This window comes from Embleya sp. NPDC055664 (genome assembly GCF_053618075.1).
In genome coordinates, this window is record NZ_JBSHGZ010000023.1 from 1 (window position 1) to 15,221 (window position 15,221).

The window sequence follows — 15,221 nt, forward strand, 5'->3', positions numbered from 1 at the left end:
GACCCTACGGGTCGCAAGAGGTGTTGGTTGGAAGTGACTCCGTCACTTCCAACCAACACGCAATCGCTACGCGATTGCCCACCGTGCCGGACGTCTCCGGCTGTCGACCGTTTCGCTCGGGAACTGCGCTGGCAACAGCGGGGGTTCGCGTCCGGGGCCGCGCTCTTCCCGGGGTCGCCCAGACCGGGCATCGGACTAGTGGAGCGAACCAACACCCCAAAACATCACGCGACTTGGCACCGTCATCGCGAACCATCATTGGAAGCAGGCGACTTCACCACCGGGCCAGCCACTTCCAATATAGGTGCGCGCCACACTACCGACAAGGTCTGCATCAAAAGCTGCACCGGGTACGATCTGGGGAAACCCACGGACCCCACCCGGACACCGGACCCGGCCCGCTCCGCGGCCCCACCACCACACCCAGCGAGCGAACCCGCACCGACCCGCAGGCACATCGAACCAGCCCTCCACGGCCACCACAAGTCCGACACGGCAACCACCAGGAACCCCGACAAGCGACTTGGACGCCCTCCTGCAGCCCTCACGCCCGGATCCGCCGCCACTCCACCCATCAGCTGGCACGACGCCGCACAGCGCCATCGACAAGCCCGGCGCCCGATCAACAACCCGAGACTTGAAAGTCGTAAGGAAAACCCGACAGGAAACCGAGAGACACCGCAGGTCAACCACCCCACGGCCACAGGCACGCCCCACACTCCGCCGCAACAGCACAGGTCACAAGGCACAGCACAGCCTTCTCAATCCGTGCCGCACCGCAGGTCAGACCACCACTCCTTCGACTCGGCGTTGAGACGAGACACCCGATATCGCGGCCTCGCCACCTGGCCACCACCAGGGCCGGGACAACGCCGCAGCACGCCCCTCCCCGACCGATAGATCGAGCCGAAAAGGCGTAAGGAAACCCGACAGAATAACCGAACAAGGAAGTCCGAGAAAACCAGGTCAGGAACAATCCCGGATGCGATGCAAATCCGCGTTCAGGACTGCGAGACCTGGATGATCCCGCAACTCGTGCGCGACCCTCGTCCTTGCTTAGTCGTTGGACATGAAATGGGTGAGGGTGCGTCGTACTTCCACGCGTGGATCCTCGGCAAGCATGTCCCGTACTGGGTCGGGGAGTTCGAGCGCTCGGCGAGCGAGTGCCGCCCGTACCTGCATGGAGGGGTCGTCCACCAGTGTCGTGAACATCTCGGATGACGCCGGAGCGTGTGCGACTCCAAGAGCCCGGACGTCGTCGTCGGGGTGTGACAGCAGTCCGGCGGCGAGCGCGGCGTATCGCGGGTCGGCTTGGGCCAAGGTGGCGAGCGTGAGAGCGCCAAGAATGCGCATGTCGCGGTTCTCGCTGCGAAGGTACGCCGGCGACGCTGCCACGGCTTGGTCGACGAACGCTTGCCCGCCGGGTGTCGTCGGAGTGCCGGGGGTTTGCGTGAGTGCCAGCGCTTCGGCCGCAGCAACCATGGCCAGGCCCGGGAGTTTGTGCGCCCCGGTATTGATACGTACGGAGCTGAGTGGGTTGTTTCCCTCCATCGCGGCAAGGTCGGAGGCGTTGAAGTTCGGTGTCTTGCTGACCGCGGCGAGTCGACTCACGAGTGTTGCGGTGGTCTCGGCCGGGATGTGCTCCAGGATGCGGCGCAGCGCTCGTACGGACTGGGCGCGGGGTGCTGCTCCGTAGTGGGTGTCTTCGATCGTGGCGGTGAGGTGGAGGGCGACGGCCGTGGCCAGTGCCGTTGGTGGGGAGGCTGCCGTGTTCGCGGCTTCGTCCTGTGGTTGAGGGTCGTCTTGGGTGTCGAGCGGGGTTTGTGGTGGCGTGTTTGGTGGGCTGGTAGGGGCGACGACGGTTGTGGTGACGTAGAGGACGCCGCCGGCGAGTTGGCATTTGTCGGCTGTGAGTTCGTCCGGGAGAACAGCCACGGGTTGTTCGGTTCCGAGCAGGCCCAGGAGCAGATCGACGGTGGTGGATTCCCACGTTCCGAGGACCGTCGTTGAACGGGTGACTCCCACGGGCATGCGCAGCAGTGCCGCGCATGCTCGACGGGCGGCAAGCTGCACGGCGGGGGTGGCGTTTCCCCAGGTCGCGAGGGTTTGGATCGCTGCGGGGTCTTCGGTGTCGGCGAGTTCGGTGATCGTGGGCAGCAGCGGCTCGCGTGCGTCTTCGGGCAGGTTGGCCACGAGCGTCCAGAGTGATTCCGGGGGCGTTGTCTGCCGGAGCATGCTGGTGAGAGCGGTCGCGAGGTCCTCGCGCCGTTGCTCGATGGTCCAGTACGTCTGGATCAACAGGTTCGCGACGGGTTCTCCCGCCCAGGTGGGGGTCGCGAGGGCAGGCTGTGCCAAGGCCAGGATCGCGTCGACACTGGTGTCGGGAATGCGGACGCCGAAGGCGGCGATTGCCTTCAGCGCTTCGACCTCGGGACGAGGCCCGATGTTACGGGTTTGGGGCCACTGGTCAGCGATCGGCATCAGTGTGTTGACGAGGTCGGTCACGTCTTGATCATCGATCATCGCGGCCTGGGCGCCGACGACTTGAACGGCGGCGTTTCGGCGGCGACGGACACCGGAGGTCAGCCCCGCTCGGACGTCGGCCGGTTCGTCTAGGTCCTTCGCGTGTTTCACGGCTTTCGCGGCCGCCCCGCCGGCGATGTAGAACTCGACGGCCGCCGTCTTTTGACCAGTGGCGACGAGAACGTCACCGAACAACGACAGCGCGTTGAGTTCCTCTTGGAGGTGGCCGGACAAGCGGCTCTGCCACAGGTATCGACGGGTGTCGCCGAACGCTTCGCGCAGACGTCCTGCGTGGGCGGCCTCCAATGCGATGTGCGCCGGGTCGAACGGTGAGTCGATGAGGCACTTCCGGGAGGGCAGCGCGCTGGTGGCCACGTGCAGTGGCGTCCGGCTGTATCGGCCGTCGTCCTGCAGCAGCAGTCGGGATGCGCGCATCGCTCCCCGGGCGTCCCCGTAGAGTTCGTGCTCGCTGGACGCCAGAATCGAGTAACGCCAGTAGTTGTCGGCGCGCTCGATGGCGCCCCTGACCCCGAGTGCGTGGGCAACCCGGGAGACGACCAGGCCGCGGGCATGGCGCAGGCGTCCGCCGATCGCGTTCTCGACGACTGTGCCGAAGACCCGAAGGACGTCATCCACCCCGGCATCGGCCGTCAAAGCGGCGTCCGCCACCGCACATGCCAGGCGGGCGCGGATCTCGGGATCCGAGCTGTCCATGCGCGAGGCGAGTTCTCGCGTCTCCGCCAGAGCGGCGATCGCGTTCGCCGGATCGTCGTCGGGGCTGACGGCCGAAGGGCGTGGTGGTGTGAAGTCGTACCAGCCGTCGACGACGAGTTGTTCGAGTACGAGGCAACACAACACGGCGACGTGTTCGTCGCCCGCGGCCTCCAAGGCTCGTAGGGATACGAGGTCGGCCTCGGGGTTGCACCCTCGCTCGTACCAGCCGTCGATCGACTCCAGGAGGGACATCCGGTGGTGGGCAGCCGCGTCCAGGAAGTCCTTCAGCCGGGGCCACAGGTGTTGGAGGTGCCCGAGTGCGCGTCTCTCCCCGGTGCGTACACGCCCGAGCGTCATGTCGAACAGGGTGTTGAACGCGGTGGCGAAACGGCCGTCCTCGATTTCGGTTTCGGCTTGTCGCACGCGCAGGATCGTCGCGTGGCCGGGGAAATTCCCTGCCTTGAGACCATCCGCGACGAGTCCGTACAAACGGGCCGCTTTGGATCGGTTCGAGGTTGCGACCTCGTTGGCATCCGCCTCGAGGGCGTCCAAGCCGAGCACGGCGACGGGATCGTCAACGAGACCAAGGGCCGGCGGAAGGGCCGCATTCGGGGGCCCGGGATCGAATCCGCAGTACATCTTCGCCCAAGGCCCTCCGAACACCGCGTACACGAGGTGGTGTTCGTTCCGGAGGACACGACTGATCGCTTCGGCGCCCCAACACTCGATGTCCAAGTCGCCGGCGTACTCGTCCTGGAGAACCGCGAGTTCGTTGACCACCTTCGTCTCGTGGTCCACCGGAGCAGACGTCACGACGATGAATCGTTCGGGGTGGAACAGTCGGGGCGGTTCCGTGTGTCCCTGCGGGCGCGCCGAGTCGGCGTACTCCACGACGGCCGCGCGCAACTTCGCCGGGGTGATGACCGCGTAGCGCTTGACCTGGTAGAGCGTCCTGCGATGGTTCAACCTGCGCTCGACGATGTCGAGCCCGTACTGCTCCTGGCCGCTGCGCCCGTAGAACTGGACGCCGAGATTGTGTCGGCGACTCACGAGCTCCGCCACCACACGCTCAAAGACCCCAGGGTCCAGGTGATCCAGGGGCAATACCGGCGGATTGGGCAGTGGAAGCGGGAGCGATCCTGTCTGCGTCCGTCGAGTCAGTTCCGGCAGTGTGAGTTCGGGTGGACACACATTCGAGTCGTCGTTCACCCGTCCAGTCTGTCGTCTCCTGCCGTCAGTGGTCTTCTGTTGCTGGCACGCCGGCTGCTCGGCGAAGAGGCGAGGTCGGTGATCGTGTCGAGGAGTCCCCTCGCGTGCGGGCGTCTTCGTCGTGTTCGGATGTTGTCAGGCTTCGGACGGCGGTTGCGGCGTAGGTTGGGCCGATGGTCTTTCGTTCGCGTCGTCTCGAGGATTTGTTCGGCGGCGCTGTCGCTGACATCGGCTATGCCGACTTGGTGGGTCTGATCGGCAATGCGGACGCCGCCGAGGCGGAGGATCTCGACTACAAACAGGCTCACTACACGGCCGCTCCCGAGAGTCGCGAGGAACTGGCCAAGGATGTGGCGGCGTTCGCCAATCATTTGGGCGGGGTCATCGTGATCGGCGTCGCGGGAGCCCGCGGCGTGCCGTCGAAGGCGTTCGACGTCGAACTCGACGACGCCCATGTCCGCGACCTGCAACAACGCATCGCGTCTTCGACCGCTCCCCCGGTGCGCTGGGAACCGTTCAGGAAGCCCAACCCCGCCGACCCCGGTCGGGGCATGCTGCTCTTGGCCGTGCCGCGCAGTCCTCACGGGCCGCACGCCGTCACCGCGCCACCGACGAAGCCGACGGCCGCTGCCCTACGCTACCCGCGACGCGCCGGCAGCAAGACCGACTGGCTGACCGAGACGCACGTCGCCACCGCCTACCACCAGCGCTTCCAGGCCGCTGCAGACCGTCGGGAACGCATGCGCGAGGTCCAACAGGACCTGGTCGCCGAGGAACGTACTCGCGATCGGCCGCACCTGGTGGTCACGCTGGTCCCGGATGTGCCCGGTGAGATGCCGATCAACCAGCGGTCGTTCGTCGCGCACGAAGCGGCCCTGCTGGCCGCGCGGCCTCTTCTGGGCCTGTCGCAGCAGCCGTTTCTCCAGGTGAGCGTGGGGCGTTGCAGGTTGCGCCTGGACTGGCCCCCTCCCGCGTCGCGCAAGGATTTGGCGTATCTCCACGACGACGGCGCCGGTATCTGGGCCCACCCGGTCAACACGCGCGTCTACACCATGGACGACGACACGTCGGTTCGTGTCGTCGACGCGGACGTGCTCGTGCATCGGCTGATGTCGGCGCTCGCCTTCCTCGGTGCCCATGCGCGGGATCGGTGCGGCACGACGGGGACGGTCAACGAGGTCGATCTCGTGGACGAGATGTACTCCCACCCCTGGGCGCCACCGGAGCCCATCGCACGCCCGGGGGTGCCCTCACGCGAACCGGCGCATCCTCTGGTAGTGGAGCAACGATCCGGACAGTCCGCAACGTTCAACGCGGTCTCCGCCCAGGCGGAGATCACAGCGCTCCTCGACGACCTCGCCGACGCGGGCCCCGCACTCGTGCAGGCAACATCCGCCCTGGCGGACCGCCTGCTGCACACCTTCGGCATCCCCGAAGCCGCCCCCGTCACCACAGACGGGCACATCCGGCGCGCCGCCTGGTCCAAAGATCTCTGCGACGCCATCGTCACCTGGGCCGGTCGCCACTGCGTCGAAGTCGTCTGAGTACCAACGCCCGATCCGACACGGCAACCGTTCGCCCCCTTCCGCAGCGATCGCCCCCGTCCGCCGAACACGGGCCAGGCGGCGTCAACCCGCGACCGACTCCGCCGTAGTAACGACGGGCCATCCTGCGGCGGATGTCGGCGTCCCCGCCCGCACATCGTGGACCTGCTGGAGCGCGCCACCGCGCGCATCGGCCGCGAAGCCGCGGTCAACGTTCGGGCCGACCGGATCCCCTGGGACGACCTCGGCACCGGCCTCGGGATCCCGGCGAGCGAGGCAGGCGTCATGCGCCACAGCCCCGGACACTGGCCCCGACCGACTCCGGCGCCCTGCGGTTCGTCGGGCGTCGGCCGCCGTGGTCTTGCCGTCGCTCGTCGTGTCGCGTCATGCTCGGAACGTCATCTCGCTTCCGAGGACGTGGAGGCCCCGTCGTGGGTGATCACAGCAAGCCGCCGGCGCCCCAACCGGATCCGCCGCAGCCCGATCCCAAGCAGAAGCAGGACGGCGCGTTACCCGGCATCGGGAACCCTGGTCCGGGACGCCGTAAGAAGGACAAGCCCTAGTGCGGGACGACGCCGCGATCGTGGGCGCCCTCGACAGGGAGGGCGCCTTCCCCGCCCCGTGGGTACGCGAGGCCATGCTCGCCGTACCACGCGCCGCGTTCGCGCCCGACACGGTCTGGCACCCCGACCCCGCGTCCGGCCGGTACACCGCGGTGGACCGGCACGCGGACCCCGACGCGTGGGACGAGGTGGTCCTGCGGCCGGAACCGGTGGTCACCCAGGTCGACGACGGCACCACCAACTCCGTGGGAGACCTGGCGAGCAGCTCGCTCAGCGACTACCGCGCGGTCGCCTCCTTCCTCACCGAACTCGACGTCCACCCGGGCCAACGCGTCCTGGAGATCGGCACCGGGCCGGGCTGGACCGCCGCGCTCCTCGCCTGGCGCCTGGGCGGCGAGAACGTCGTCTCGGTCGAGATCGACCCCGCCCTCGCGGCCGGCGCCCGCGCCGCCCACGCCCGGCTGGGCTTGTCGCCGACGGTGATCACCGGCGACGGCACCCTCGGCGCACCCGACGCCGGGACCTTCGACCGGGTGCACGCCACCGCCGCCTTCACGCACCGGGTCCCCTACGCGTGGATCGAACAGACCCGCCCCGGCGCGGTGATCGTCGCACCGTGGTCGCCCGGCTTCGGCGCGGGCGCCCTCCTGCGCCTGGTCTCAGGCGACGACGGAACCGCGTCCGGCAAGCTCGTGCGCAGCGTGGCGTTCATGGAACTGCGCGGCGAACGCGCCAAGGCCGCCTTCGAGGCGGCTCGCGAGGCCGAGCCCGCCACGGGCGAGTCCGAGGTGGAGTGGGTGCTGGACTCGCTGTACCGGGACGGGAACTTCACGCACGCCGTCGCGCTGAGAATCCCCGACGTGCGGCTGGAGACACTCGGGAGCGGCACGGTGTGGCGACTGTGGGACCGCGGGGGGTCCTGGGCTCTGGTCGATGACCGGCCCGGAGTCGGGAAAGCCGTCCAGGGTGGACCGCGCCGGCTGTGGGACGAAGTCGACGCCGCCCTGCAATGGCAGGACGAACACCGCATCCACGGCTACGACTTCGGCATCACCGTCGAACGTGGTCGGCAATGGGCCTGGGCAGAACAACCCGAACGACGCTGGGAGATGTAGTCCATCCAGGCGGGCGAACCACGACAGTGGCAGGGGGACCGCCGCTGCGCAGCGGCGGGTGGACACTGTGTTCCCGTGGGCGCGGGTCCGTCGTCGAGTTCCCGTTCGCATGCGGTGATCCGTTGGTCGATCCTGCGGTCACTTGCGGCGATCCGCGCCGGCTGTTGGCGCAGCAGGCGTTCGTGGTGGCGTCGGTGCGGCCGGTGGCGGTGTCTGGGGTTCCGCGCGCCGCAATCGTTGTCGCTGCTCCCCTCGAGCACGGATTGCACGGGTCTGAAGGCGGCGCGGGTCAGTTCCTCGATGGTCGGCACACCGCACACGACACCGCGCTCGTCGACGTACACCTCGTCCGTCAGGCCAACCCACGCGGTGCGCGGATGCGGGACCACGTCCGTGATCGGTGTGTGCCGATCACGGCCCGGGTCCAGGAGCAGCGGTTCGCCCTCGCCCTCGCGATCCTCGAACCGGAGTCCACCTCGCCACAACCGCCGTCGCGACACGAGGCACGACACGACGACGGACACGGGCGGCCGAACGGCGACACCGCAGCGAGGTTCGCGTGGAGTTCGAGGCGTCGATCGGTGACCGGCCGACGCCTCGGGGCGTGCCCGGGCCCGATCACGCGGCGCCGGACCGGCTCGGCGGTCCGGCGGCCGGCCCTCGAGCGGCGGCCCCGGCGCGAGGTGCCACCCTGCCCAAGGACGGCGGCGCCGGACACGAGCCGCTCCACTACTGCGGGTAGGGCGATCATCGAGTGGCGGCCGCCAGGGCGGCGAGAGCTGCGGTAACAGTCGCGGCGAGGGTGACGGTGGCGCCGAACGCGGCAGCGGACCGAGTGAGGGCCAGAGGGCGGGAAGCTCCGGCCAGGCGGGCAAGCTTGGCGGTCGCAGCGGAGACGAGCAGGCCGACGACGGCAACCAGTGCGGCGCCGATGAGCACCAGGGCGAGGAACATGACGGACTCCCGTAAATCGGGTGGGCGTTGACTTCCTCGATGGTGGGCGAAACCGTGTACGCCGATGTCCGCGCCGGTCGATGATGGTCACCGTCGGACACCAACGGCGGAACCTTCGGGGGCCATGGACGGAGACGTTGCCCGTGCGGCGGCGATGGCGGAACTCCATCGCCGCTTCGACGACGCGCTGGCGCGCTCGCGCCGGACCAAGACACAGTTGGCGGGGCTGGCTGGCCTGGCACGCAGTACGGTCAACGACGCGCTGCGGCCCGATGTCCTGCCGTCGGCGGAAACCACCGCCGCGCTCGCCCGGGCGCTCGGCTTGGACGAGCCCACGATGCTGAACCTGCGACGGCGCGCAGGTCCTGCCCCACGGAATGCGCGATTGGGGCGGTCCATTGAGGCGTGGCATCCTCATGATTTGGAGGTCCATCCGGCCGGCACGCCACCGAACCCGGGCAGATCCGAGCGGGATGGCCGGACGCTGCCTGGGTACGTTGCACGCGCCCACGACCGGATCCTGGGCGAGGCGGTGCGCGGCGCCGCAGCCGGGCACAGCGCGATGGTGGTGTTGGTCGGGTCGTCGTCGACGGGGAAGACCCGGGCCTGCTGGGAAGCGGTGCAGATGCTGGGCGACCCGGCCTGGCGGCTGTGGCATCCGTTCGATCCCAGCCGGGCCGGCGCGGCGCTCGCGGATCTGGCCCGCGTCGGACCGCACACGGTGGTGTGGTTGAACGAGGCCCAGCACTACCTGGGCGACCCACGTGTGGGCGAGCAGGTTGCCGCCGCGGTGCACACCCTGCTCAGTGACCCCCAGCGCGCCCCGGTGCTCGTGCTGGGCACGCTGTGGCCGGAATACGCTCGCCGATACACCCGACTCCCGCGTCCCGGCGAGGCGGATCCACACAGCCGGGCCCGCGAACTGCTGGCCGGGCGCACCCTCGCTGTCCCCGACACCTTCGACGTCGACGCCCTGCGCATCGTCACCGCCTTGGCGAACGCCGGGGACCGACACCTCGCCGACACCCTCTCCCGCGCCCGCCACAGCGGTCGCATCGCCCAGGACCTGGCCGGCGCCCCGGATCTACTGCGCCGCTACCGTGAGGGCACCGAGCCCGAGCAAGCCCTGCTGCGCGCGGCGATGGACGCACGGCGGCTCGGGGTGGGGCCTCACCTGCCGCGAGCGTTCCTCGTGGGCTCCAGCGCCGACTATCTGGACGGCAACGTGCGGGACTTCCTCGGGGACGACTGGGCCGACATCGCGCTCGACGAGCTCGCCCGCCCCGGCCACGGCACACATGCCCCGTTGCGTCGCACCGGACACCCCCGGCGGCGCCCATCGACCCCCCTCGTCGCGTCGCCATCGCCCGCAGCGAGCAGCGCGACGATGTACCGGCTCGCCGACTACCTCGAACAACACGGCCGCCACGAGCGCCGCTGGGTATGCCCGCCCGCCGCCTTCTGGGAAACCGCCCTCCGCACCGCCACACCCGATGAACTGGCCGATCTTGCCCGGCAGGCGGGCGAACGCGGACGTCATCGACACGCTGCGCTCCTCGCCCGGCAGGCCGCCGACGCCGGGCGTCCGAACGGGCTGGCGAAACTGGCCCGGTTGCGCCTTGAGTTCGGTGATCGGGACGGTGCGGAGTGCCTGTACGGGCAGGCCGCCGACGCCGGAGACACCCTCGCGCTGACGTATCTAGCCGATATACGCGCCGAGGCCGGTGATCGGGCCAGTGCGGAGCGCCTGTACCGGCAGGCCTGCGACATCGGATTCCGCCACGCGTTGAACGCCTTGCTCTGGATGCGGTCAAACGATCGGGACATCGTGGAGCGCCTGAGCCGGGAGGCCGCCGACGCGGGAAACTCCCTCCTGCTGAGAAACCTCGCCGACATGCACGCGGAGAACGGGGATTGGGAGGCTGCCGAGCACCTGTACCGGCAGGCCGCCGACACCGGAAACCCCCACGTACTGCCAGATATAGCCCGAATGCGGGCGAACGTTGGGGATCGCGACGGCGCGGAGCATCTCTACCGGCAAGCCATCGATGCCGGGAACCCTTTCGCGTGGATGGAACTCGCTCGGATGCGGGAGGAAGACGGAGACCGAGACGTGGAACACCTCTACCGGCAGGCTGCGGAAACAGGACACCCCTACGTGCTGGGAGACCTCGCCGACATGCACGCGGCGGCCGGGGAACCGGACGACGCGGAGCGCCTGTACCAGCAGGCCGCCGACGCCGGAAACATCCACGCAGTGACAGCTCTCGCCCGACTGCGGGAGAAGAACGGGGACCAAGACGTGAAACACCTCTACCGACAGGCCGCCGACGCCGGCGATACCCACGCGGTGAGAGACCTGGCCCGGGCGACCCACCGGAGCACGAATGTGTGGTACGGCTGGGAACCCGACGGGAGCGACTCCCCGCCTTGGTAGGAGCCACCAACGACTGGGCCATGAACCCCAGCCAGTATCCGCCACTGGACCGACGCGGCTCCGGGACGTCCCGGCGGTCGCGGTTGCCGCGCACCGACGAGGAGCCGTTGCCGTACGGATCGGAACCCAGGGGACCGTCCGCCGCGCTTTTGATCTGCTGTTGGCGTGCGGCGGGGAGTTTCGCGATGTTGTTCTCGGCGCCGGCGGTGAACTGCACGCGATACCGGGCCACGGGTGTCTCCTCACTCGGCGGGAGGGCCGGTCACCGGGTTGCCGTCGGCGTCGACGACACCGGTGTAGTAGCCCCGGCGGACGCGTTCCATGGCCTCCTCGGCCTCCTCGTGGGCCTCCGGCGGCAACGCCCAGTCCAGCACCACACGCCGCACGAGCTCGTCGAGGGGGGTGTCGTACACGACCTTGTCGAACTCCGCGCGCCGCTCCTCCGGAAGCGCCGCGCGGATACCGCCCAACGTCCCCGGCAACGTGACGACTTCCCCCCGCACCACATGCGTCCACTCCGAATCCGCCATGACACCCAGCCTGCCGGCCTCCCCTTCCCCCGAACCACCGCGGCCCGCAGTGCGAACGGCCTCGTCCACGATGGTCCATGGTGCGCCTGCGGATCCGACGCCCGCAGCCGCACACCACTTCCGGGTCGGCCCCGAAGGCAACGCCGGCCACGGGTCCGACAGTGGGGGATGGACTCACCGTGACGCCACCGGTCGGCCGGATGGGACTGCCGTCACTGTCCAAGCGGACGGCGTTGCGTCGCCGACCGGACGTGCAGACGCTGTCGGCCCGCCGGGCGCAGGGCGCGGCGACCGCGGTGTGGTGCCGGCGCGCCCCTCGGGCCCGTCGTCATGGCGCTGATGCCTCGGGGGCGGCGCGTGCGTACCCCGCGCGGTGGTCGAACTCGACATGGAGCCGACCGGCGAGCGGGTGGGGAATCGCCGCTGCCGACCCGACTCGAACAACCACGGCGCGGGATCGGGGCTGAGAAGCGTTGAGGCGGGGCCTGGACCTGCGTAATCGACGCGCCCGTCCCGGACGCAGTCGGCGCGGCACCCGACGGGGCTACGGGCGGCGCCAGGACGGGGAGCCGCAGCAACTGTCGCCGGTATCGGGACCGTTCGGGGGCATCCGCCCCGAGCGGGGTCGCAGGCCTTGACGACGACCGGCCGGTGGTCGACTGCCGCGCACATGGACGGGCGTTGGGGTCCCGGGCCCGGCGCGCCGAGCCCGGGGTCTGTCGCGCCTACGCCCCCACAGGTCACTGCCGGTCGGAACCTTTGCGGCCGAGGGGGTTCGCGCCTTGGAGTCCGAGTTTCGGGTTCCACCGGGCGCCGGCGTGGCGGGTGAGGGCCTCGGTGAGTTCGAAGTGCTGACGTTCGGTCAGTGGACCGAGGACGCACACCGGGACACCCCTCCCCTGCCCGCGGGAATCCTGGGAATCTCGCCGGAGTAGAACCATCCCGCGGGGCGCAGGGGGGTGGCGTTGGTGTCGTCGACGAGGTGGACGCGCAGTCCCGGGTAGACGTACAGCTCGGGCAGCAGGGCGGGCCGTACGGGCTCGATGCCGATCGTCTTGATCCGGTCCCAGGCGATGGTGCGGTGGAAGTTGTCGGCGGTCGTGATGCCGCCCGGGCCGATGCGCAGCGACCAGGGGGCCCTGTTCGGAACCGCGAGTCGATGTCGCCGTTCCGCGACCGGCTTGCAGGCCCTGGTGTACACGAAGAGACCGAGGCAGAAGAACCCGGAGATCCCCGCGCCGGCGATCGCGACGATCAGGAAGGCGTGGTGGACTCGGCGGCCAGGGAGATGCCGAAGTCGATCACCCGCGGCCCGTCCGCCGCCAACAGCACGTTCGAGGGCTTGAGGTCGCGGTGCACCAGGTCGGCGTGGTGGATGGCGTCCAACGCCTCCGCCAACGCCGCACCCAGCGCCATCGCGGCCCTGCCCGGCCAGGCGCCGTGCGCGGCCACCGCCACCTCCAGGGACGTGCCGGGCACGTACGCGGTGGCCAGCCACGCCGGCGTGCCCTGCGGGTCGGCGTCCACCACCGCCGCGGTGAACAACCCCGTCACCCGCCGGGCCGCCTCCACCTCGCGCACGAACCGGCGCCGGAACCCGGGATCGTCCGCGAACTCGACCCGCACCACCTTCACCGCGACCGCGCGACCACCCGACGACAGGCCCAGGTACACCCGGCCCATGCCGCCCCGGCCCAGCAGCCCCACGATCCGGTACCGGCCGATCCGCTCCGGATCCCCCGCCTCCAACAGCGCGAACGCCACCACCGTGCCCCGCCCCCGTCACCGGAACAACACCACCCGTACCCGACCGCTACGCACCACCGAACATCCCACACCCCCACCCGCGAAGGGACCGAAACCACGGACGTCACCCGGGCTCGGTCGAGAAGGCGGGCGCGTGGCGTCGTCCGACGACGCGGGATACTTCTCCGGGCCCGGGCCGTGCGGAAATCGCGCAAACGCGTGTATCCGCGGCGGACTTCTCGTCTCCTGGAAGCCGGGACACTCCGCGGATCGACGACGGTCGACCGCGAGGACGAGGGAGGCACGGATGAGGCACGCGTCGATGTCGTCGCAGGCCAAGGATCGCTACCTGGCCGAGCACCCCCGTTGCATGCTCTGCCCGGGAGTCGCGGTGGTGGTCGACCACGATCACGACACGGGCCTGGTACGCGGTGCGCTCTGTCGCCGATGCAACGCGACGCTCGGGTCGTTGGAGGCCGCGGTGCGTCCGCCGGAACGCGGGTTCCAGACCCTGGCGGGCGATCTGCATCGCGCGCTGCGCAGGAACAAGACGATCACGATGGGCGCGTATCGCCGGGAGTTGGACTATCTGGGGCTGAGCGAGGCCCGGTACGTCGAGCGGCTGCGGCGCGCGCACGATCGGCTGGTGACGCCGTGTGTGTACTGGGCCGATGTGACCGCGACGCCGCTCGGCCGCGCCACCGAGTGGACCGGGTCCGGCCCGCTGCCCGACAAGGCGGAAGCCGAGCGGGTGCTCGCCCGGCTGCTGATCCGGCCCGTGCCTCCGCCGCATCGGTGGATCGCCCTGGCGTGGGAGCCGGACGACGGCGTGGACTCGCCGGTGCCCAGGGGGTTGATCACCCACCACGCGACCGAGGGGGCCGGCGAGGCGTACCGCGCGCTCCGGGGAGAGGTGGACATGAGCCACCACGAGGCGAAGTGTCGTGACTTCGTCGAGCTGGCGGTGCCGGTCCTCCTCAGCCGCGAGCTCACCCCGGAGCAGATCCGCGCCGCCCACTGGGGCTCCGTCACCCGCCTCCCGCAGTCGAGGGAGGCGCTACGAGATCTGATCGGGACGATGTACGCGGCCAAGTGGCTGGACCTGGCGGTGCGGATCGCCGTCGACGACCTTCGCACGGCGCCGGCCGATCCACGCTGGAGCACGTTCGGCAAGGCCCGCCGGAACTGGCGCGAACTGTTCCGGTGTTGGCAGGCCCGGCGATCAGGCTGAGCCGCGTCGGTGGCATCGGGCGGGCCGACTGCCGCGGGCCGGGTCCGGGCGCCCGGATCGGCGCGCACGAGTTGCCGGGGAACCGGGCAGCGGTGCGGCGTCCTCGTCGCGGATCGCGCCGTTGCGTATCTCGTGCGACACGCGGACCACGCCGAGACGGAGGTGTCTCGGCTCTCCGCCGCGTGCCGACGCGAACTGCGGTCGACCGTGAACGGCGCCATCGGCCGCGACCTCTACGGACCCGGCTCCTCACCCGTGCGCGAGGAACGCGACCGCCGCGACGTCGACCTCGCCGGGCCCGGAGCCGTCCAACGCCACGGAATCAGCCGTATGGTCCCGATCGTCACCATCCTGCGCTTCGCCGTCACGGTGCCCTCGGCGCCCTAGCACGCAATCCCCCGCTCGCCCTCGCACTCCGATCGGGTCCGTCCACTCGGGTGAACAGCACGCACCGGGACCGGAGTTGCAGAATCCGGCGCGTGGGCGCAGCCCCGGCTGCTTCGAGGGCTTCGCGTCGTGGTGGCTCCACGTCGGGTGTTCCGGAAACCGTCGAGGATTTGGCGAAGGGTGAGGCTGCGCCCGGTGGTGCGCGCAACCCACGATCGCCCCGATGACCGCCGGACTCGCCGCGCGGAAGGATCGGTGCCGGCATGCG

Annotated in this window: 9 protein-coding genes and 1 pseudogene; 5 read left to right on the plus strand and 5 right to left on the minus strand. The window is 70.0% G+C overall.

The genetic code is table 11. The annotated features are described in order from the left end of the window. Positions 1 to 1,056: 1,056 nt before the first annotated feature. Positions 1,057 to 4,299, minus strand: coding sequence for a hypothetical protein (locus ACWGR4_RS30170; protein ID WP_452131935.1), 3,243 nt, complete (start codon positions 4,297 to 4,299; stop codon positions 1,057 to 1,059). Positions 4,300 to 4,619: 320 nt separating this feature from the next. On the opposite strand from ACWGR4_RS30170, the gene ACWGR4_RS30175 reads away from it, so the two are divergent. Both ACWGR4_RS30175 and ACWGR4_RS30180 read left to right on the plus strand, forming a co-directional pair. After that, positions 4,620 to 5,990, plus strand: coding sequence for an AlbA family DNA-binding domain-containing protein (locus ACWGR4_RS30175; RefSeq protein ID WP_452131934.1), 1,371 nt, complete (start codon positions 4,620 to 4,622; stop codon positions 5,988 to 5,990). A 562-nt stretch (positions 5,991 to 6,552) separates the two neighbouring features. Next, positions 6,553 to 7,668, plus strand: coding sequence for a methyltransferase domain-containing protein (locus tag ACWGR4_RS30180; protein WP_452131933.1), 1,116 nt, complete (start codon positions 6,553 to 6,555; stop codon positions 7,666 to 7,668). A 747-nt stretch (positions 7,669 to 8,415) separates the two neighbouring features. Here ACWGR4_RS30180 and ACWGR4_RS30185 read toward each other — a convergent pair. Next, positions 8,416 to 8,622 carry a hypothetical protein gene (locus tag ACWGR4_RS30185; protein ID WP_452131932.1) on the minus strand — a complete coding sequence of 69 codons (207 nt, stop codon included), beginning with the start codon at positions 8,620 to 8,622 and terminating at the stop codon, positions 8,416 to 8,418. A 124-nt stretch (positions 8,623 to 8,746) separates the two neighbouring features. Here ACWGR4_RS30185 and ACWGR4_RS30190 point away from each other — a divergent pair, with 124 nt between their 5' ends. Further along, positions 8,747 to 11,059 carry a hypothetical protein gene (locus ACWGR4_RS30190; protein ID WP_452131931.1) on the plus strand — a complete coding sequence of 771 codons (2,313 nt, stop codon included), beginning with the start codon at positions 8,747 to 8,749 and terminating at the stop codon, positions 11,057 to 11,059. A gap of 242 nt (positions 11,060 to 11,301) precedes the next feature. Here ACWGR4_RS30190 and ACWGR4_RS30195 read toward each other — a convergent pair whose 3' ends face one another. The 3 genes and pseudogenes from ACWGR4_RS30195 to ACWGR4_RS30205 form a co-directional block, all read right to left on the minus strand. Continuing rightward, positions 11,302 to 11,589, minus strand: coding sequence for a hypothetical protein (locus tag ACWGR4_RS30195; protein WP_452131930.1), 288 nt, complete (start codon positions 11,587 to 11,589; stop codon positions 11,302 to 11,304). 862 nt (positions 11,590 to 12,451) lie between these two features. Then, complete coding sequence (locus ACWGR4_RS30200; RefSeq protein WP_452131929.1) at positions 12,452 to 12,790, minus strand: hypothetical protein; 339 nt, start codon at positions 12,788 to 12,790, stop codon at positions 12,452 to 12,454. Between the two features lie 65 nt (positions 12,791 to 12,855). Then, positions 12,856 to 13,314 (minus strand): annotated as a pseudogene (locus ACWGR4_RS30205) (protein kinase domain-containing protein); the annotation flags it as partial. Positions 13,315 to 13,642: 328 nt separating this feature from the next. Between ACWGR4_RS30205 and ACWGR4_RS30210 the strand changes: the two are divergent. Together ACWGR4_RS30210 and ACWGR4_RS30215 are read left to right on the plus strand one after the other, a co-directional pair. Beyond that, entirely contained in the window at positions 13,643 to 14,566 is a 924-nt protein-coding gene (locus tag ACWGR4_RS30210; protein ID WP_452131928.1) for an endonuclease domain-containing protein, read from the plus strand. A 162-nt stretch (positions 14,567 to 14,728) separates the two neighbouring features. Beyond that, on the plus strand, positions 14,729 to 14,953 hold the full coding sequence (locus tag ACWGR4_RS30215; RefSeq protein WP_452131927.1) for a hypothetical protein: 225 nt from the start codon (positions 14,729 to 14,731) through the stop codon (positions 14,951 to 14,953). The last annotated feature ends 268 nt before the right edge of the window (positions 14,954 to 15,221 follow it).